Source organism: Caldifermentibacillus hisashii (genome assembly GCF_039654145.1).
Classification (GTDB): domain Bacteria; phylum Bacillota; class Bacilli; order Bacillales; family Caldibacillaceae; genus Caldifermentibacillus; species Caldifermentibacillus hisashii.
The window spans coordinates 2,750,523-2,769,854 of sequence record NZ_CP155467.1 but is presented as its reverse complement, the minus strand read 5'-3'; the positions used below and the strand labels follow the sequence as shown (position 1 = coordinate 2,769,854).

General features: G+C 35.5%; 17 protein-coding genes, 1 pseudogene and 1 riboswitch. Of the genes and pseudogenes, 13 read left to right on the top strand and 5 right to left on the bottom strand.

Translation table 11 applies throughout. The annotated features are described in order from the left end of the window. The first annotated feature begins 510 nt into the window (after positions 1-510). Positions 511-974 (top strand): annotated as a pseudogene (gene yiaA / locus NSQ14_RS13445) (inner membrane protein YiaA). A gap of 238 nt (positions 975-1,212) precedes the next feature. Here yiaA and NSQ14_RS13440 read toward each other — a convergent pair. The 3 genes from NSQ14_RS13440 to NSQ14_RS13430 form a co-directional block, all read right to left on the bottom strand. Then, positions 1,213-1,536, bottom strand: a complete 324-nt coding sequence (locus NSQ14_RS13440) for a DUF3221 domain-containing protein (protein WP_034771730.1) — start codon at positions 1,534-1,536, stop codon at positions 1,213-1,215. 514 nt (positions 1,537-2,050) lie between these two features. Beyond that, on the bottom strand, positions 2,051-2,506 hold the full coding sequence (locus tag NSQ14_RS13435) for a hypothetical protein (protein WP_034771711.1): 456 nt from the start codon (positions 2,504-2,506) through the stop codon (positions 2,051-2,053). Then, positions 2,506-2,703, bottom strand: coding sequence for a helix-turn-helix transcriptional regulator (locus tag NSQ14_RS13430; protein ID WP_034771709.1), 198 nt, complete (start codon positions 2,701-2,703; stop codon positions 2,506-2,508). The genes NSQ14_RS13435 and NSQ14_RS13430 overlap by 1 nt, the downstream gene beginning before the upstream one ends. A gap of 577 nt (positions 2,704-3,280) precedes the next feature. Continuing rightward, positions 3,281-3,429, top strand: a riboswitch (FMN riboswitch). A 127-nt stretch (positions 3,430-3,556) separates the two neighbouring features. Here NSQ14_RS13430 and ribD point away from each other — a divergent pair. The 5 genes from ribD to NSQ14_RS13405 all read left to right on the top strand — a co-directional run bounded on the left by ribD (position 3,557) and on the right by NSQ14_RS13405 (position 8,821). After that, positions 3,557-4,675 (top strand): bifunctional diaminohydroxyphosphoribosylaminopyrimidine deaminase/5-amino-6-(5-phosphoribosylamino)uracil reductase RibD, encoded by a 1,119-nt coding sequence (gene ribD / locus NSQ14_RS13425; RefSeq protein WP_041902855.1) that lies wholly within the window; start codon positions 3,557-3,559, stop codon positions 4,673-4,675. Beyond that, the gene (gene ribE / locus NSQ14_RS13420) at positions 4,656-5,306 is read left to right on the top strand and encodes a riboflavin synthase (RefSeq protein WP_041844669.1); all 651 of its coding nucleotides are present in this window, start codon (positions 4,656-4,658) and stop codon (positions 5,304-5,306) included. The genes ribD and ribE overlap by 20 nt, the downstream gene beginning before the upstream one ends. Positions 5,307-5,355: 49 nt before the next feature. After that, complete coding sequence (locus tag NSQ14_RS13415; RefSeq protein WP_041844668.1) at positions 5,356-6,549, top strand: bifunctional 3,4-dihydroxy-2-butanone-4-phosphate synthase/GTP cyclohydrolase II; 1,194 nt, start codon at positions 5,356-5,358, stop codon at positions 6,547-6,549. Positions 6,550-6,566: 17 nt separating this feature from the next. Continuing rightward, positions 6,567-7,034 (top strand): 6,7-dimethyl-8-ribityllumazine synthase, encoded by a 468-nt coding sequence (ribH, locus tag NSQ14_RS13410; RefSeq protein ID WP_034771701.1) that lies wholly within the window; start codon positions 6,567-6,569, stop codon positions 7,032-7,034. A gap of 707 nt (positions 7,035-7,741) precedes the next feature. Then, a complete protein-coding gene (locus NSQ14_RS13405; protein WP_041902851.1) occupies positions 7,742-8,821 on the top strand; it encodes a hypothetical protein in 1,080 nt (359 codons plus the stop codon). A gap of 75 nt (positions 8,822-8,896) precedes the next feature. Here NSQ14_RS13405 and rpsD read toward each other — a convergent pair whose 3' ends face one another. After that, on the bottom strand, positions 8,897-9,499 hold the full coding sequence (rpsD, locus tag NSQ14_RS13400) for a 30S ribosomal protein S4 (protein ID WP_034771697.1): 603 nt from the start codon (positions 9,497-9,499) through the stop codon (positions 8,897-8,899). A gap of 592 nt (positions 9,500-10,091) precedes the next feature. Here rpsD and NSQ14_RS13395 point away from each other — a divergent pair. Both NSQ14_RS13395 and NSQ14_RS13390 read left to right on the top strand, forming a co-directional pair. Next, positions 10,092-10,676, top strand: a complete 585-nt coding sequence (locus NSQ14_RS13395) for a hypothetical protein (protein WP_251245920.1) — start codon at positions 10,092-10,094, stop codon at positions 10,674-10,676. Between the two features lie 49 nt (positions 10,677-10,725). Beyond that, positions 10,726-12,594, top strand: coding sequence for a sensor domain-containing diguanylate cyclase (locus tag NSQ14_RS13390; protein WP_041846446.1), 1,869 nt, complete (start codon positions 10,726-10,728; stop codon positions 12,592-12,594). Between the two features lie 340 nt (positions 12,595-12,934). Here NSQ14_RS13390 and NSQ14_RS13385 read toward each other — a convergent pair whose 3' ends face one another. Beyond that, a complete protein-coding gene (locus NSQ14_RS13385) occupies positions 12,935-13,420 on the bottom strand; it encodes a GAF domain-containing protein (RefSeq protein ID WP_034771692.1) in 486 nt (161 codons plus the stop codon). 158 nt (positions 13,421-13,578) lie between these two features. Between NSQ14_RS13385 and refZ the strand changes: the two genes are divergently transcribed. The 5 genes from refZ (at position 13,579) to NSQ14_RS13360 (ending at position 19,120) form a co-directional block, all read left to right on the top strand. Next, positions 13,579-14,217: a forespore capture DNA-binding protein RefZ gene (gene refZ, locus NSQ14_RS13380; protein WP_034771691.1), complete on the top strand. Its 639-nt coding sequence runs from the start codon at positions 13,579-13,581 to the stop codon at positions 14,215-14,217. 200 nt (positions 14,218-14,417) lie between these two features. Then, positions 14,418-16,124: a septation ring formation regulator EzrA gene (gene ezrA / locus NSQ14_RS13375; RefSeq protein ID WP_346216477.1), complete on the top strand. Its 1,707-nt coding sequence runs from the start codon at positions 14,418-14,420 to the stop codon at positions 16,122-16,124. Positions 16,125-16,382: 258 nt separating this feature from the next. Next, positions 16,383-17,528: a cysteine desulfurase family protein gene (locus NSQ14_RS13370; RefSeq protein ID WP_269919735.1), complete on the top strand. Its 1,146-nt coding sequence runs from the start codon at positions 16,383-16,385 to the stop codon at positions 17,526-17,528. 1 nt (position 17,529) lies between these two features. Continuing rightward, positions 17,530-18,738, top strand: coding sequence for a tRNA uracil 4-sulfurtransferase ThiI (gene thiI, locus NSQ14_RS13365; protein ID WP_269919734.1), 1,209 nt, complete (start codon positions 17,530-17,532; stop codon positions 18,736-18,738). A gap of 178 nt (positions 18,739-18,916) precedes the next feature. Continuing rightward, a complete protein-coding gene (locus NSQ14_RS13360; RefSeq protein WP_034771687.1) occupies positions 18,917-19,120 on the top strand; it encodes an alpha/beta-type small acid-soluble spore protein in 204 nt (67 codons plus the stop codon). Positions 19,121-19,332 lie beyond the last annotated feature (212 nt).

Here is a 19,332-nt window from a genome sequence, read left to right as displayed (position 1 = left end):
ATAGGGGACACCTCTTCTGTATGGTAGTGTTTTTCATCAATTACACTATACCAAAGAACGAGGTGTTTTTTCATGATTATTTAAATTTGTCAACGAATATATTTGATAAACTCTGGTTTCAATAAAACCAATGATTAATGCTTATTTTTTAGGTGCGAAAGTTGAGTTTATAAGTAAAAAATTATGCAAAATATTATGTAGGTCAAACGTACCAAGTTTTATTGTTTCTTTTTCTCTGTTTTTACTATTGGTCCTTGGATGGGGCATGTACGGAGGTTGCAAATTTTGAAACGAAAAAATATTTTCAAAAATGGACAGGCCTAATAATACTTGAAGAATTAATTGATTTAAAATATAATATCAAATGTATTAATATTTATCAATTTTGTAAAATATAATTATATTTTAATTTTAGTTATTTTTATTAAGAACACTCAATGTGTCTTTCGGAATAATGAGTGCTCTTTTTTCATGATTGATACATATATTTTGTGAAAGGGAGGAAGTGAAATGTTTGAAAATCAAGAAAATAACTTGGAGACTGAAAAAAAGCCTAACCATAAATATGAAAGGAGAGAAGGGGAACCTACTGCCGCATTTAAAGGGCATCTTGGGCGGCATTGTTGTTGGGCATTATATCATATTTGATAGGATTGTATAATGCAACGATGCAATTGAATGAGAAAGGGTATTATTTTGCCGTTTTAGTGTTTGGACTATATGCGGCTGTATCTTTGCAAAAAGCTGTAAGAGATAAGGATGAAGGAATACCGGTTACCAGTATTTATTGCGGGATTAGCTGGTTTGCAATGATTGTAGCTATTTCTTTAATGGCAATTGGTTTATATAATGCAGGAAGTATTACTTTAAGTGAAAAGGGTTTTTACGGAATGGCATTTATATTAAGTTTATTTGCTGCGATAACGGTTCAGAAGAATGTTCGAGATACACAGAAAGCAAGAGAAAGAGAATAATTTCATCGTTGACCTTAGCCCTAAATCTGGAAAAATTTGGAACTAAAGCAACGAAAAGGCCTTACAATATTAACCTAGACGAATGTGGTGTGATTTGATTCAAGCGATTGCGAGCTCACACTAAATTTTAGGTTCTGCAATTTTTGCAAAAAGGGAAACTTTGGTTTATGAGTTTCCCGTTTTTTCTTTTGTTGTGACTGCGTTGATTATGCACATAGGGTCTTTTTCTAAAGAATAATCATTCAACTTTTTCAATAAACACCACATTGATTTGAAGTGGGTCAGATTCACGCACTTCTCCGTCATACCCGACTTTAACTTTATCCCCGACATGAAAAGTGGTTTCACTATTCTTTGAAAGATCCACATGTACTCTGCTTCCGGATTTAGTGATTTCCCCTTCGTCAATATGAACAAGAGCAGTTTGATCATATATTTCAGTAATAGTTCCTGTAAATGTGGATGTAACGTCACTCGTTATTGGTTTATTGTCAGTATTATTACATGCAATGAGCAGAATGATTAAAAAGCTTGAAAATAAAATCCAAATTTTCCTGATCAAAATACATCCCCCCTCCATCTCGGAATTTTTATTACTTACGTTTCATACCTTAGAAAATCAATAAAATTGACGAAACCCGTTCTTGTCACCATTTTAAGGCAAAAATTCAATTTTTGACCACAGACTTATTCTCGTCGGAAATTTTAAGCGAGCAACCCCCTTTTTTGTACGTTAAGAAAGTATAAATTTCCAGCAAAGAAGCGAATTCGACGTAGTTGGAAATTTTAAGAATTAAGTATAAGTGCATAAGGAAAGCTTCACTGGAATACATCGCAGCCGAAAAAATTTTATATTTTTTCGGTGAACTAGAAAAGCTTCGGTAGCATTACCTCGCAAGCGAAAATGTATTTTCGCTGACTACGGCTTTGCTTTCGCCTAAAGGCTCGGCAATCGCCGAGTTTTCTTTATTTATGAAACGTCAACGCTTCTTTCGGATGCAAAACTCAAGATTATTTAACAATTTTTCCTTTACCTGTTCATCTTTTATTAGTCCAATACGTTAGTATATTGGGATTTATAATAGTTCCTTGTTTTTCTTATAGGAACGCTTTAAAGAGATATAACTAGATAAAAACCATATTACACTAACACCTATTAATAAACTCAAAATTTCAAACCATTCGTCGAGATTCTTGGGGGAGTTAGTGAAAATCAAATAGCATATCATAAAAATAACCACAAACCCAATCGTTCTAATGAATATAACTCTTAACTCTTTTCTGTAAGCACTCTCCGTTGTGATGTCTGCATATTCAATACCTGATACTATATATCTTCCTGACACATAAAAGAGAAAGATGGCAATGGCTGCCAATAAGACAGTTTCTACGTCTAGATTAAAATACTTGTTGCAGATAATCATAACAATAAGGGATAAGAAAAGAATTATTGCGCCCTCCGAGAAAAAATATAACATCTTTTTTTCCTTATATTCATCATTTGGTAATAAGAAGGATATCCAAGATTTCATTAAGTATCGACCTCCCAAAATAATTCATCTAAAGTTTTATTGAGTTCCTTGGCTATTGCAATACACAATTTTAGACTAGGATTATATTCGCCCTTTTCAATAAGACCAATAGTTTGTCTAGTTACACCAATTTTTTTTGCTAATTGTTCTTGGGTTATAGAGGCTTTAATCCTTGCTATTTTCACATTATTCTTCATTTCCCACCCTACTCAATGTTAAATATAGTTTGCATATGCAAACTATATATTACATTGGATACAGAAAGAAGTCAAATTATTTTCAAACATGGATTCAGATAGTAAATCTATCTGAGAAAATGTAAAAGGGGGGTATTTCCAAGTTCTACATACGAAAGTCAGAATATCTATATCGATCAAAATATTTCCATCTGATAAGCCAAAAAAAAAACAGTTTAATTAGGCTCATAGTAGCCGGAATGAAAAAAGATGAACAAAAAATAAGAAAAAAAGTAACATATAACATATCTTACTAGGGGCAATACAATAACACTTTGTCGTTTATTTCATTCACTTAGATGAGTGCTGACGATTTTAAAAATTGGACCCCATTCTTCCTTAAACTGGCACGATTCCGGTGATGCGTAGTTCTACAAAAAAATATCATATATTTTCGGTTAAGGTCTATTCGTTTAAAGGCCGTTGTTTCTTAACTTTTCGTCAAGGGAATTGTTACCTGCAGGGACTCCATATTTTCAATAAAGTGTAACCCTTGAATAATTGGTTTGGTTATGTTATTATTTCTTCAATTCAATAGGATTTCCTTCGGGGTCGGGTGTAATTCCCAACCGACGGTGATGAGGCATGCCTCTTAGCCCGTGACCCGGATTCATAGATCATATGAAAACGGTGGATTTGGTGAAATTCCAAAGCCGACAGTAAAAGTCTGGATGGGAGAAGGAAAAACAAATTGTTCAAAAATGCTGCTTTTTGACGTTTATTTGTTAATGCTTTTTTTCTCCCTTGCCAAAATAGGTAAGGGAGATTTGTTTGTTTGGAGAGATTATTATGAAAGGGGGAGCATTTTTTTAAAATGAATGATTATGAATATATGAACCTTGCTCTTTCGCTAGCATGCGCTACTTTAGGTCAAACCAGTCCAAATCCGAGTGTTGGTGCAGTGTTAGTGAAGGATGGCCAGTTGGTGGGGACGGGTGTACATTTGAAAGCTGGGACTCCTCATGCAGAAGTTCATGCAATCAATGAAGCTGGGATCTCTGCTGAGGGAGCCATTATGTATGTTACACTTGAGCCGTGTAGCCACCAAGGAAAAACACCTCCATGTACTGACCTTATTATAAAAACTGGTATTCGAAAGATCTTTGTAGCAACTCTAGATCCAAATCCCCTTGTTGCAGGCAAAGGTGTTGAAAAGTTAACCAGGGCAGGCATTGAGGTAGAGGTCGGGTTATGCAAAGAAGAAGCGAAACAGCTCAATGAAAAGTTTTTTCATTTTATCCAAACAAACACTCCATTCGTAACAATTAAAGCAGGCATTTCATTAGACGGAAAAATAGCAGCAAAATCTGGAGATAGTAAATGGATTACTTCTCCTGAGTCACGACAAGATGGACATCATCTTCGTCATGAACATGATGGAATATTAGTAGGAATTAACACCATCTTACAAGATAACCCTCTTTTAACCACCAGAAGACCCCGAGGTGGAATAAATCCCATTCGAATTGTATTAGACACGAAATTAAAAATTCCAACGTCGGCAAATGTCGTGCAAGATCGCTCTGCGAGAACCATCATTTTTACAGGAAATCAGATTGATTTAGAAAAGAAGAAAGAACTTGAGAGGTTTGGTGTAACTATTATTTCCCAAGATAGACCTATTCTATCACTGCAGCAAGTACTGAAGACGTTAGGAGAGCAGAAGATGATGTCCGTTCTTGTAGAAGGCGGATCAGAAATTCATGCTTCTTTCATCAAGGAAAACGCTTTTCAACAAATCATTACATATGTTGCTCCAAAAATTATTGGCGGAAGAGATGCTTTTCCTTTTGTCGGTGGGGTTGGTTCGGAGCTTGTGAAGTTAGGAAAACACCTCCACTTTACAGAGATTAAACAGCTCGGTCCAGATATCAAAATTACAGCCAAACCTCTTAATCAGGAGGAGACTGGAAATGTTTACCGGAATCATTGAAGAATTAGGGACCATTCAAAGGGTAAAGTCCCGAGGAAACACACTTGTCCTGAATATTCAGGCAAAGAAGGTCTTAGAAGATCTAAAGCTTGGAGATAGTATCTCAGTTAATGGTGTTTGTTTAACCGTAACGGAGCTTACCCATGATTCATTTTTCCTGGATGTTATGCCTGAAACCTTTCACAGCACTTCTTTATCTAACCTGCAACAAGGTTCACTAGTTAATCTAGAAAGGGCCATGAGTTCCAATGGACGTTTTGGAGGTCACTTTGTTATGGGCCATGTTGACACAGTTGGACAAATTGTCAAAAGAGAACGAAAAGAAAATGCTGTATATTTTGACATTCAGTTTCCTTATGAATACAGCCATCTACCTCTTTATAAAGGCTCTATTGCACTTGATGGCACTTCCTTAACTATATTTGGGACATCCAATAATCAATTGACCGTGTCCATTATCCCTCATACCGCAAAGGAAAGTGTCCTGGGTACGAAAAAGGTTGGGGATAAGGTGAACATCGAATTCGATTTGATCGGCAAGTATGTATATTCCTTTATGGAAAGGAAAGACCCACACAATTATAAAGATAAGATTTCAATTGATTTTCTAAAAGAAAACGGATTTATGTAAATAGGTGGAAATCTTCTATTTGAAACAATTGGGAAGGAGTAATCGAGTGATGTTCCATAAAATCGAGGATGGATTAAAAGATTTAAAGGCAGGAAAGGTGATTATTGTTTGTGATGATGAGGATCGTGAAAACGAAGGAGATTTTGTGGGGTTGGGTGAGTTTGCGACGCCGGAAATGATTAACTTTATGGCCAAAGAGGGAAGAGGACTCATTTGTGCACCCATTTCTGAGGCAATAGCTGAAAAACTTGAATTAAAACCAATGGTCGAGGTCAACACAGATAATCATGAAACGGCCTTTACCATTAGCATTGATCATATTGAAACTACAACAGGCATTAGTGCACATGAGAGGGCTCTAACCGTTCAAAAATTACTTAATGAAGGCGCTCTTCCAAGTGATTTCAGACGACCCGGACATATTTTTCCACTTGTGGCGAAGAAAGGTGGAGTGTTACAGCGCGCTGGTCATACAGAAGCTGCCATCGATTTAGCTAGATTAGCAAAATCAAAAGAAGTAGGTGTGATTTGCGAGGTCATGAATGATGATGGAACAATGGCGCGAGTGGACGACTTAAAAGCGGTTGCGAGTAAGTTTGATTTAAAAATAATTACAATCAAAGACTTGATTAAGTATCGACTCAAACATGACACATTAATAAAAAGGGAAGTGGAAATCAATCTTCCTACTGAATTTGGCGACTTTAGAGCTATCGGATTTACGAGTAAAAGTGATGGCAAGGAGCATGTTGCACTTGTGAAAGGAGAAATTCGTGCAGAAGAGCCTATTCTTATAAGAGTCCATTCAGAATGCTTAACGGGGGATGTGTTTGGCTCTAATCGTTGTGATTGTGGACCTCAGCTTCATGCTGCTCTTTCTCAAATACATAAGGAAGGGAAGGGCATCCTTCTGTATATGAGACAAGAAGGAAGAGGGATTGGTCTCATCAATAAATTAAAAGCGTATAAACTTCAAGAAGAAGGTTACGACACAGTTGAAGCGAACCATAAATTGGGTTTCAAAGATGATTTACGTGATTATGGGATTGGTGCTCAAATATTACGAAATCTTGGAGTGAAAAAGATGCGTTTATTAACGAACAATCCTCGAAAAATAACAGGTCTTGCTGGGTATGGCTTAGAGGTTGTCGAACGCATTCCTCTGCAAATGCCACCAAAAAGAGAAAATGAACAATATCTAAAAACAAAAAGGGAAAAACTTGGACATTTATTAACTTTTTGAAGGAGCGGAATATAATTATGAAAAAAGTACTCGAAGGAAACTTAGTTGGTACAGGTCTGAAAATTGGAATTGTCGTTTCGCGATTTAATGAGTTTATTACGAGTAAATTACTGGATGGAGCAGAAGATGCCCTTAAGAGACATGGTGTCACTGAGGATGATGTGACAGTCGTGTGGGTACCAGGAGCTTTTGAAATCCCCCTTGCAGCAAAAAAATTAGCAGACCAAGGTGGCTTTGACGCAATTATTACACTAGGAACAGTCATAAGAGGAGCTACACCGCATTTTGAATATGTAAGCAGTGAAGTAGCGAAAGGTGTAGCAAATATAGGGTTGCAAAGTGGAATCCCTATTATGTTTGGTGTTTTAACAACAGAGTCAGTCGAACAAGCTATCGAACGTGCGGGTACAAAAGCAGGAAATAAAGGTTACGAAGCAGCTGTTGGAGCAATAGAAATGGGTAATCTTTGCAAAAGCTTCAACTAATCTCACACTAATAAGATTCTAATTACAGTTTGGAAAAATACGAACACAAAAGTTATACAATTGAGGACTTTTGTGTTCGTGACAAAATTAAGTACTTTTATGGTATTCATCAAACTTTGGTAGTTTACGGAAAATCTATGCATAAAATTATCATCCGTAATATTTTTCCTGTGGGATTGGAGGAATTTAACTCTTTTTGTCGAAATTTATCGAGAAGAGGGGGTTGCAATATGAAAATAATTAAGGGACTTTTTAGCAGGAAAACATGTTACTTTTGCAAGAAAAATAGGAGCAATATGATAAATTATTTGGATGATAGTGGAAGACCAATAAAAGTTTGTCCACTATGCCTGGAATACGCTGAACGAAGAGCGTTGAGAAGGAAATAGACTCTTCTGTTGGAATTTATATGTAGACGTCGCTAAAGATTAAAAAAAAACGATAATCTGTAACAGGAATATGGGAGTCAAATACTAAATGAAGGATTTGTCACTTATACACCACCTGAAATTTATATTGTAGTAATTATTAAAACATCAATGAATCAATAATAATTTTTCGTGACTTCCTTGGCCTTCTTTAAATAAAACGAATGATAAATATAAATTCACCAAAAATTACTATCTGTTTGGTCGTAAAAATATTGAAAATAATGGAAAATTATTTTTGCTTTTGCTATAATGGTAGAATTAGAGGGAGGTATGAATTTGTTAAACAGTCTTATTTTTGAGGGACAGGAGATGTATGATGCAAATAAGATTGACTTTGATCGCCATTGGAAAGAAATCATTGCCGGTATGTTAGATTCTTTTTTACTTTTATTGGAGCCGGAACTTTTTGAACAAATTGACTTTGCGGCAAAGCTACAACCGATGGAGCAGGAATTATTTCCAATTCATTCAAAGCAAAGGATAGGAAAGCATATTGCGGACAAGATTTTTGATGTAAAATTAAAAAGGAAATATGCAATGAAAAAAGCAACCATTCATATCGAGGTTCAAGGGGATGGACGAGACATTTCCGAACGAATGTTCAAGATGTACTACAAACTGTTCGATAAAGGCAGAAAAAATATATATTCCATTGTACTGGTTACTGATCCATCAGCGCAACATCCAACCACGTTTGATCATCACTTTTTAGGGACTAGTGTACAATTTCAATTTCGTGTCCATCATCTTAACAACTTCACAGAAACGGAACTATTTACTTCAGACAATCCATTTGCTTTAGCACTTTTGGCAGGGAAATATCAGGCAAGTACGAGATTTAATGCTGAGCAACGCTACACATATAAAGTAAATTTGGCACAAATAATAAAAGAAAGATACTCATTTGTCGAGTCGGATATTGGTATGAAACTTTTAATATTTGTTGATGCTATTTTATACTTGCCTGACGATTTACATGAAAAATTTATGAAAGAAATTTTCAGAATATTTAAGGAGGAGGGTGTCGATATGGCTCAAGCTGAAAAAACAAAAGAAGTCATTACATTTGGTGAGTTATTTGAAAGATGGAAAAAAGAAGCAAGAGAAGAAGGAATCAAAGAAGGAATCAAAGAAGGAATCAAGGAGGGAATCAAAGAAGGAATAAAGGAAGGTAGAGAAAAAGGGCGAGAAGAAGGGATCAAAGAGGGACTGAACAAAGGAATTATGGAAGGCCAATTAATAGAAAAGAGAAAAATAGCAATAAAAATGATTAATAGCGGTTTAGACATAAACCTGATTATTTCGCTTACAGGGTTATCAGCCGACGAGATCAGGAGTTTGAAAGAGCAAAATTAATACAGGATTATTAGAAAAACCCACATCGAACTCGTATACCGAGACTTTGTGGGCTTTTTTGTATTAAAAAAATTATTAACGTGAATAGAACTCAACGATGAACGATTCGTTTATTTCTGCTGGAAGTTCAGAGCGTTCCGGTAAGCGGCTGTAAGTACCTTCTAATTTGTCTGCATCGAAAGTTAAGAAGTCAGGAACGAAATTGTTCACATCAATAGCTTCTTTGATAATTTGTAAATTCCGTGATTTTTCACGAACGCCGATAGTTTGACCCGGTTTTACAATGTAAGATGGGATGTCAACTCGACGACCGTCAACAAGGATGTGACCATGGTTAACCAATTGGCGTGCTTGGCGGCGAGTACGAGCCAATCCTAAGCGATAAACAAGGTTGTCAAGGCGTGATTCAAGTAAAATCATGAAGTTTTCACCATGAACACCTTTCATTTTACCTGCTTTAATGAATGTGTTATGGAATTGACGTTCATTCAAGCCGTACATAAAACGTAATTTTTGTTTTTCTTGTAATTGCAGACCATATTCAGTTAATTTTTTTCGTTGGTTTGGACCATGTTGCCCCGGGGCATATGGACGTTTTTCTAATTCTTTACCGGTTCCACTTAAAGAAATACCAAGACGACGGGAAATTTTCCAGCTTGGACCTGTATAACGAGCCATGAAAGCTCCTCCTTTAATGTTTTTATTTTGTAAAATAAAAACAGATGTATACATCATTTACCGCCATTTTGTTTTCATGTACCATCGCCCTAGCAGCAGAGGGTTACACGATACAGCTCATATAAAGTCATCAAAATTGCTAACTCTGCAGGATTATTTAAAGCCGCGGAATCCTGCCTCTTTATATGACCAACAAAATGTACGCATAAACATGTACACATAGGCTGCCATATTTTACACAACGAATATTATATGGGATACAACAAAAGAAGTCAAGAAAATAAAGTGAATCTCAACCAATGAGGATTTTCTTTGTCCCAGGCAATTACGGGGCCACTGAAAATCAATTTGAATAAGTAAGTTCATTTACACAATATATAGAAGGTTAAACCACAAAAATAGATCTAAATATGGTGTTTAACAAATAATCTTATAATTATTCAGCACTTCTACAGCGGCTTCGCAATTACCTGTTTTCGTTATTTACCAACAATTCCCAATGAAAATATGAAAGATTACGATAGCAAATGACCATAATTTCTCAATAACATGATATAATAGACAATAAAAAAGATAGTTTTGAGTGAATGTTATGAATGAAACAAACAGGCAAAGGGCAACTAGAATAACAATTATATTCCTTTCCATCATCCTTGTGGGAATCGGATTTTTTTTACAACAAAAAGAAACAGAAAATACAGAATATGAGATGAAGGCTGTTGTCATCCATCGATCTGAAAAACTTGAGGATTCACCTATAGTGGCAGTATATCGCCGATTGAATGGAAAGCACTTATTGATACTATATGAAATTGACCGAATGGATAAAAATCGGTTTAAAGCTATAAAAGAAGTCGAAATCGATAATGAACCAATTCGTCTGCTGGCCGACCGGAATAAAAATGGCGTATGGACTTTGGTACAGAAAAAATGGACATTTTATAATGCCAAATTGATCAAGGAAAAGCGGGATAAATTTTATCGTGATGATCACTCAAATAAAACACTTCCCTACCGGCTTGAATCTGATGGCAAAGTTAAAATTCAATTAAAAAATGAATCTTTTCAATTTGAAATTGCGGATTATGAAAATATTACCGGTATTTATTCACTATCTGATGGTAATCTCTTGTTTGTCTTGTTGAAAAATGATATAAAAGTACTAGTTCTAAAATAATGGCTGTTTTTTTGTTTCATATAAAAATGATATATTTTAGGTGAGGCCTATGGATAAATTAGAAGAAAGGGTTATTTTAAAACTTAGAAGTAAAATATTTTCAGACTTTAAGATTTTGGAAAAAGAACAGGATGATTTTAATTATTTTTCAATTTTTTTTAATGCTTTAAAGTGTGAACTTCAATTGAGTCATGTTCATTTTTTAATCTATAAAAATGTTTTAAGTGAAAACGAACAGTTCCTTCTTTCTTTTAAAACGCCTTCTTTGTCGTTCTTTGATACATGGCAAAAAGATATGTATACCAAATATTTAAGGGAAGGAGCATTTATAGTAAATTTCCCTATGGAAAGGTATGACCAAGTTCCATTCGATAAATCCCTCTTTGTCTTTGGTCAACATGATGATTTAGTTGGCATCCTACTGTTTAAACTTCCAGATAAAAATCATCATTTCTCAGATTCTTTTTGGGAAACATTATCAAAAACTGTCTATCAATATTTTGAAAAGGTCATGCAATTGTGCATTTTAAAACATGAAAAGAAACGTTATAAATTATTGCAAAATGTAACAAGTCAACTGCATTCGACCATTGATATCGATGCGGTATTGAGGAAAGTGCTGGATTCATTGGAGGAGTTCTATCCTTATTTTCAATACCAAATTTTCTTATCAAACTATAATAATATAGATAACGATGATTCCCGAATTCAACCGCTTGATTATACCAAGAGTAATGCAGCGATCATGGAAACTTTTATAACCGGTAATTATAAAATTGAACATGAATTAAAACTGTCAAAACGTTATTTATATTTTCCATTAAAAGGGAAACAAGGAATATACGGGGTTTTAAAGATCGAGGCCCAAAAGACGATCCTTATATCCGGTCAGGACATTGAATTTATTTCCATACTTATTGGGACAGCAAGTACGGCGATGGAAAATGCCCATTTGTATCAACAGTCCAGACAACTGGTCAATGATTTACAATTGATTACGAAAGTGACAAAAAAATTAAATGCCAATTTACGCCTGACAGAACTTGTCCATAATATTTCCGAAGAGTTACAGTCTGCTTTTTATGCGGAAGAGGTAGGAATTATCTTATTTGAGGAAAATCAATTTAATGTATTAACCGGAAGCACACCCTTTTTCAATGATAAGGACTGTTTCCCATTCCTTCAATTTGTTAAAGACTTTTTGGACACAAGGGAGGAGTCTCTATTTATCGGGAATTTTGAACCTGATGATAACGATCTGGTTAGTCCCTTTCGTTCAATTATGGCTGAATCGTTAAAACGGGAACAACATAAAATCGGTTTCATCATTGTTTTACATCGTATTCCTTACAAGTTTTCTTTTAATACCTTTAAATTGCTTCAATCGATTACACAGCATGTTTCATTAGCTTTTACAAACACGATATTACGTGAAAGGTTGGAGCAGCTTGTTATCACGGATTATTTAACAAAATTATATACACGAAATTACCTGGATGAACAAATGCAAAAATCGATAGAAAAAGATAAACAAGGTACATTTTTGTTAATTGATATTGATAATTTTAAAATTATCAATGATACGTTCGGCCACCAAGTCGGTGATCAAATTTTGATCCAGATTGCTAAGATTATCAAAAAAAATCTAAAGATGAATGAGGTCGGTGCACGTTGGGGCGGAGAAGAACTGGCTATTTATTTGCCAAATTGTTCTTTGGAAGAAGGCCTTTCTTTAGGAGAACAATTGGTTTTGGAGACATCCAATTCGATTGATCCCCCGGTTACAATTTCATGTGGTATTTCTCATTGGAACGAAAAAAACAAAGAAAGTCCTTTTTCGTTGTTTAAAAAAGCGGATGAGGCCCTTTATTTGGCGAAAAACCGAGGAAAAAACCGGGCGATTGCCAGTGTAAAATAGTGTAACTTCTGTGAGTTAGTGGTGAAGGAACACAGTAAATCTCCCACGTCCTTATGGCAAAACTTATGTAACCAACATCGTGCCCTCCCAAACCAAGCGGATAACAGGCACTTGTCATTCGTCGATACTTCCTTTTGAAAGCAAAAGATCATAATCCAAAGCTTCTAATTCGTCATTAAAAAACGGCCTCAACATATGAGAGGTCGTTTTTCGGTTTATACGTTTAGAAAGCAAATCTGTTCTCATCGGGGCGCTCGGCTACAGGACGTGGTTAGCCATGAGTTGCAACATAGCCGGCCAGTCTGCACATCGCAAATAGGCTCTCACGCTTCTTTTACTCTTATAAATGATTAACTAATGCGGCGACAAATTCTTCCAGTTTCTTCTTGTCTATTTCATCAAAACGATTTACTTCCGGACTATCAATATCCAAGACCCCGATTAGTTGATCGTTTTTTATCATTGGGATCACGATTTCTGATTGACTATTTGCATCACAGGCAATATGTCCGGGAAATTGGTTTACATCCGGAACAACCAAAGTTTCCCTCTTTTCCGCAGCCGTCCCGCACACTCCTTTACCAAACGGAATTCGCACACATGCCGGCAACCCTTGAAACGGTCCGAGTACGAGTTCATTTTTTTCTTCATCCCATAAGTAAAATCCAACCCAGTTAATCCGTTCTAAAAATTGATTTAATAACGCAGAAGCATTACTTAAGTTGGCAATCATATTATCTTCATCTTCAATTAAAGCTGTTAATTGTTTAACAACAAGATTAAATTGTTCTTCCTTTGGTCCCTTATATTTTTCGACAGCAAACATGGAAAATCACCTTATTTCTTCAATTTATTAATCATTTTAGCAAAGAAAGAAAGAACTTGTCGATAAATTTTTAAAGGAAGAAAGAGGTCATGGCTCGAATAATTTTTAATATATATGGCATTTAATTACTTTACAATAAAAGAAGGGATGTGTACATTTTGAACAATACATTAAAGACGAAAGAAAAAATTTTTAAAGCTGCCCTATCTGAATTTAATATTAAAGGATATAGTGGTACATCGATACGTGAAATTGCTACAGCCGCCAATATGAATGTGTCCACCATCTCTTATTATTTCCAAGGAAAGCACGGATTATTGAAATATGCCTTTATCTCCTTTTTTGAACCGTATATCAATATTATCGAAGACTCCCTATTAAAATTTGAGCGACAGCCTGTACTGGCTTGTTTAAAATATGTAATTAATCAATTGATGAATTATCAATATCAAAATTTTGAATTATCTCGTTTCGTTTGGCGCGAAGTTTCCATCGACTCACAAATTGTCAGGGAAACAATGACGACCTATTTTCGTAAAGAAAGATATTTACTGCAATCCATTCTCGAAAAAGGGATGAAAAGTCAGGAATTGAAAAAAGTTCACGTTGGAGTAATCATCACCCAATTAAAGGGAATCATGACGATGCCGTTTTTAAATTCTATTTATACGTCGGAAGTTTGGAATATTTATTATCAAGAACAATATTATTTAGAAAAATATAAAGACCATATTATCCACTGGATTGATAATACCCTGGTTGAAACGGAAAATGTTTCATTAACGGGGAATGTTTGAAGCAAGAAGCGGATTGCCTCAGATTTGACGTCCTCATGAAGGTGTTTGTCCTTTCCCTTAACTGGGTAGTTTTTTCAAAAAAACGCAAAAAAAATTGAAAAATAACGTCAAAAATTGTCATTCTCATGGTATCATATAAGCAATAATAAGATTTTTCCATTCATTGACATAGATAGTATGGGTTTGACAGGGGGCATACGATGATATACATAATTGGAATCATTTTGATACTTATTGTCTTATATATAATCGGTTATTTTGTAAAAAGAAAGAACTTTACTTATATTGATCGATTAGAAGCATGGAAAATTGAATTAATGAACCGACCGGTACTAGACGAGGTCAGCAAAATTAAGAAGTTAAAAATGGCAGGGGAAACGGAAGAATATTTTGAACGCTGGCGGACTGCCTGGGATGAAATTGTAACAGAAGAATTACCAAATGTTGAAGAGATGTTATACGAGGCAGAAGACCTGGTTGAAAAATACCGTTTTTCCAAAGCCAAACAAGTTTATACAAAAATTGAAACTTCCTTAAAAGAAGCGGAAATGAAAATTGATGAAATGGTAGCAAATTTACATGATATCATAGGCAGTGAAGAAAAAAATCGAGAAGATATAATCGGTTTACAAGAACTATACAAGAAATTGAAAAAGGAATTACTTGCTCATCAATATGCGTATGGAAAAGCAAGTAAAAATTTAGAACAGCAAATCGTATCCGCTACCGAAAAAATGGATCAATTTGGTTTGGAAACGGAAAAAGGAAATTACTTAACTGCACGGGAAATAATCATGGAGTTGAAGAAAGAACTTGAATCGCTAAATGTAAAAATGGAATCCATACCACTTTTATTGAATGAATGTCTCCATGTAATACCGGAGCAATTGAAGGAAATAAAAAACGGAATAAATGAGATGGTGGAAGAGGGATATCATCTTGAACATCTTGGGCTTTCTGCAGTCATTAAAAAACTGGAAGATACGCTCCAATCGTATACTCGTTCGATTGAAACGGCTGAAATTGACGGGATTGAAGATGGTTTAAAAGAAATAAAAGGGCAAATTGAAGTGATATACGATTTATTAGAGGGAGAAGTTACGGCGAAAAAATATGTTTTATCGAATCAATCACAAATTACCGAGTCTTTGGCGAATATTACCGCTAAAAACGAATCCCTTAAAAATGAAGTTGAACAAGTAAAAGAGACCTATCACATGTCTGAAGCCGAACTGGAAATCTTAAGTGAACTTGAAGAAAAAACAGCAACAATGAAAAAAATGGCTGAACTCATGTTAACAAATGAAAATCTATCATCGGCCGCCTATTCCGTATTAAGAGACAAGGTTGAAGAAATTTTTGCAAACATGAAAGAGGTAGAGGATAAACAACAATCCCTGTTAGAAATATTGCAAGCTCTTCGTAAAGACGAAATGGAAGCCAGGGAAAAAATTAAAAATTTGAGGAAATTGTTTCAAGATACTGCAAGATTGTTGGAACGGAGTAATCTTCCCGGGGTTCCACAAGACATAGAAACAAAATTATTAGACGCACAGGAGGTCATCCAAGATTGCTTCAATAGTTTAGATGAAAAACCATTAAGAATGCAGTTTGTCCAGACTTCTTTACAAAAAGCGGAGTCGATTGTTAATGACATTCATAACCAAGTAGTGGAAATGGTTGAAAACGTCTATTTTATTGAGAAAATTATTCAATACGGAAACAGATACCGGAGAAAATATCCGGCTGTTCATAAGCGATTAACTGTTGCAGAAGAAGCATTTCGGCGTTATGATTATAGTAGTGCGTTTGAAGAAGCAGCTGCCGCAGTTGAAGAGGCTGAACCCGGTGCATTAAAGAAAATTGAAGAGTTAATCAACGAAGAATATGAGCAAGATGTGCATTGAATAATCTTCAATATTTTTTCTACCATCGAATGAAAAAAAGTTATTCTATTGTGTTTTCGTGTATTGATAAATGAAAGGAGTCACGTCCATGTGATTTCCTTTTTTTATACGTTAAAAACTGGAAAAGGCCGAAATTTTACGAAATGACCAAAAAATCAGTGGGGATATAGAAACCCCCACTGCTTGAAGTGCATTTTATTTGGCTTTCTGTATTTTAAGTTCGGATAAAAGACAAAATATAAGGAGGGTAGATCATTCATGATTTACTTTGATAATAGTGCGACAACGAAACCGAAAAAAGAGGTTTTAGATACATTTTATAAAGTAGCAGAAAATTATTTTGGTAATCCGTCTTCTGTTCACCATCTAGGTCTACAAGCAGAGAATTTGTTAAGTCAGGCACGAAATCAAATCGCAACATTGCTTAAGACCGATGAACAGGAAATTATTTTCACTTCCGGGGGTACAGAAGGAAATAATTTTATAATCAAAGGCGTTGCAGAGAAATACCGTAACAGGGGTCATCATATGATTACGACGATGATTGAGCATCCCTCTGTATTAAATACTTGTATTCAATTGGAAAATAGCGGCTTTGATGTCACCTATTTACCTGTGGATGAAACAGGGCGAGTTCGAGTAGAAGATGTAAAAAAGGCTCTTCGTAAAGATACAATTCTCGTCTCCATTATGCATGTTAATAATGAAATTGGCTCCGTTCAACCGATCGAAAAAATTGGAGAATTGTTGAAAAACCATCCGAAAACATTATTTCACGTCGACCATGTTCAAGGCGTAACGAAAGTACCTCTCGACTTCCATGAAAGCAATGTTGATTTTGCATCCATTTCCAGCCATAAATTTCATGGGTTAAAAGGAACCGGGGCAATTTATATCCGAAAAGGCTTAAAACTTGCACCATTGCTTGCCGGTGGGGGACAAGAAAGAGGTTTCCGAAGCGGCACAGAAAATCTCGCGGGTATCGTTGCAATGGCAAAAGCTTTGCGACTCGGCATGTTGGATTATGAAGCAAAAATTGATACAATGATGGATGTTCGGGACTTTTTAATAAACAAATTGCAATTAATTGAAGGGGTGAAAATGAATACCCCTAAACAAAATACGGCTCCCCATATTATTAATTTTTCTGTTCAAGGATTTAAAGCGGAAGTACTCGTACACGAATTAGAACAACATGGGTTATATGTTTCCACAACAAGTGCCTGTTCATCCAGAACGAATGAACCAAGTCGAACGATTCTTGCCATGGGTTTAGGGGAAGAACGGGCGACAACATCAATCCGGATAAGTCTATCATTTGACAATACAATGGAAGAGGCAAAACAAGCAGTAGCTATAATCAAACAAAGTATTAAGAATTTAAAACCGGTAATGAGGGGATAACATGATATATGATCAAATATTAGTACGCTACGGTGAAATATCTACGAAAGGGAGAAACCGTGGTCTTTTTGTAGATAAATTGAGAGAAAATGTCCAATATGTCCTCCGCGATTTTCCTAGGATTAAAATAAAAGCAAATCGCGACCGGATGTATATTATTTTGAACGGTGAAAAACTTGATGAAGTAAGTACAAGGTTAAAAAATGTTTTTGGCATTCAATCGTTCAGTCCTGTTGTCCGTGTAAACAAAGATATGGAATTGATCAAAGAAAGTTCATTGAAATTATTTCAAAAACTTCATGCGCAAGGGAAAACTTTTAAAGTTCAAGCCAGAAGAGCAGATAAGGAATTCCCATACCACTCCGACGAAATGAATAATTTGTTAGGGGGCCATCTTTTACAAAACATAGAGGGCTTGACAGTCGATGTGCATCATCCGGATTTGGAATTGAAGGTTGAAGTGCGGAAAGATGCGGTATATTTAACTTGTGAAGTGATTAAAGGTGCAGGTGGTCTTCCGGTCGGTTCAAGTGGAAAAGCCATGCTTATGTTATCGGGTGGCATCGACAGTCCGGTTGCCGGCTACATGGCAATGAGGCGTGGACTGTTACTGGAAGGTGTTCATTTTTATAGTCCACCATTTACAAGTGAACGGTCGAAACAAAAAGTGATTGATTTAGGTAAAAAATTAGCCAGAGTCAACGGGCAGTTTAACTTGCACATTGTACCTTTTACCGAAATTCAGCAATTAATATACGAAAAAGTACATGAAAATTATGCGATGACGATTATGAGAAGAATGATGCTCCGGATTACTGATGAAATTCGGGAAAGACAAGAAGGGTTGGCGATTGTAACAGGGGAAAGTTTAGGGCAGGTAGCCAGTCAGACCTTAGATAGTATGTTTACGATTAATGAAGTAACCAATACACCAATTATTCGCCCGTTAATTTCAATGGATAAAACAGATATTATTAAAATTGCAGAAGATATTGATACATTGGAAATATCCAATCGACCGTATGAAGATTGTTGTACGATTTTTACCCCGGCACAACCAAAAACAAAACCAAAACGGGATAAAGCCAATCAATATGAAACCCATTTTGATTTCGAGCCATTGCTTCAAAAGGCTGTGAATCATATAGAAACGATCAAATTGTCTAGCCAAGAAGAAAATCAACAAAATGTTTTTGCTGATTTGTTTTAACGTTTAACCGGGTGAGGCTTGGCAAATTATTGGTTGCTGTCAATTTTCAAGTGACATGAACCATCCCACATGTGTAAGTTTGGCAAAATTATGATTGGCTGCTAACATTTACCTTTTTATGCTATGAATGAATCCTCCTGTTTCGACACACTATAATAGCACAAGGAGGTGAAACACAATGGCAAACAACAATAACAGTAACCAACTTCTTGTACCTGGAGTAGAACAAGCTTTAGAACAAATGAAATACGAAATTGCTCAAGAGTTTGGTGTAAACTTAGGTGCTGAAACAACTTCTCGTGCTAATGGTTCCGTTGGAGGAGAAATCACAAAACGCCTTGTTTCAATGGCACAACAACAAATGAGTGGTCGATTTTCTTAATAACTAAACATGATATATATGGCTTAAGGGCGGAGTATAAAATCTCCGTCCTTTTATTGTTAATAGAATAATGAGTACATATAAATATGCAGATGAATGTTTTCCAAACAGAATTATAGGTCAACTGCTCGAGTCCGGTTTGTACTAGGATAAACAGTTGCCTGCGCATTTCTATAAAATTTTACCTTAACACTGTAAATATTTTCTACAAT

Bases quoted from the DNA above. Each gene is read 5' to 3' on its own strand.
- NSQ14_RS13390 (WP_041846446.1), top strand. From the start codon at position 10,726: ATGGATAAATTAGAAGAAAGGGTTATTTTAAAACTTAGAAGTAAAATA.
- NSQ14_RS13430 (WP_034771709.1), bottom strand. From the start codon at position 2,703: ATGAAGAATAATGTGAAAATAGCAAGGATTAAAGCCTCTATAACCCAA.
- NSQ14_RS13415 (WP_041844668.1), top strand. From the start codon at position 5,356: ATGTTCCATAAAATCGAGGATGGATTAAAAGATTTAAAGGCAGGAAAG.
- ribE (WP_041844669.1), top strand. From the start codon at position 4,656: ATGTTTACCGGAATCATTGAAGAATTAGGGACCATTCAAAGGGTAAAG.
- NSQ14_RS13360 (WP_034771687.1), top strand. From the start codon at position 18,917: ATGGCAAACAACAATAACAGTAACCAACTTCTTGTACCTGGAGTAGAA.
- NSQ14_RS13385 (WP_034771692.1), bottom strand. From the start codon at position 13,420: ATGTTTGCTGTCGAAAAATATAAGGGACCAAAGGAAGAACAATTTAAT.
- NSQ14_RS13435 (WP_034771711.1), bottom strand. From the start codon at position 2,506: ATGAAATCTTGGATATCCTTCTTATTACCAAATGATGAATATAAGGAA.
- thiI (WP_269919734.1), top strand. From the start codon at position 17,530: ATGATATATGATCAAATATTAGTACGCTACGGTGAAATATCTACGAAA.
- NSQ14_RS13370 (WP_269919735.1), top strand. From the start codon at position 16,383: ATGATTTACTTTGATAATAGTGCGACAACGAAACCGAAAAAAGAGGTT.
- rpsD (WP_034771697.1), bottom strand. From the start codon at position 9,499: ATGGCTCGTTATACAGGTCCAAGCTGGAAAATTTCCCGTCGTCTTGGT.
- ribD (WP_041902855.1), top strand. From the start codon at position 3,557: ATGAATGATTATGAATATATGAACCTTGCTCTTTCGCTAGCATGCGCT.
- ezrA (WP_346216477.1), top strand. From the start codon at position 14,418: ATGATATACATAATTGGAATCATTTTGATACTTATTGTCTTATATATA.
- NSQ14_RS13395 (WP_251245920.1), top strand. From the start codon at position 10,092: ATGAATGAAACAAACAGGCAAAGGGCAACTAGAATAACAATTATATTC.
- ribH (WP_034771701.1), top strand. From the start codon at position 6,567: ATGAAAAAAGTACTCGAAGGAAACTTAGTTGGTACAGGTCTGAAAATT.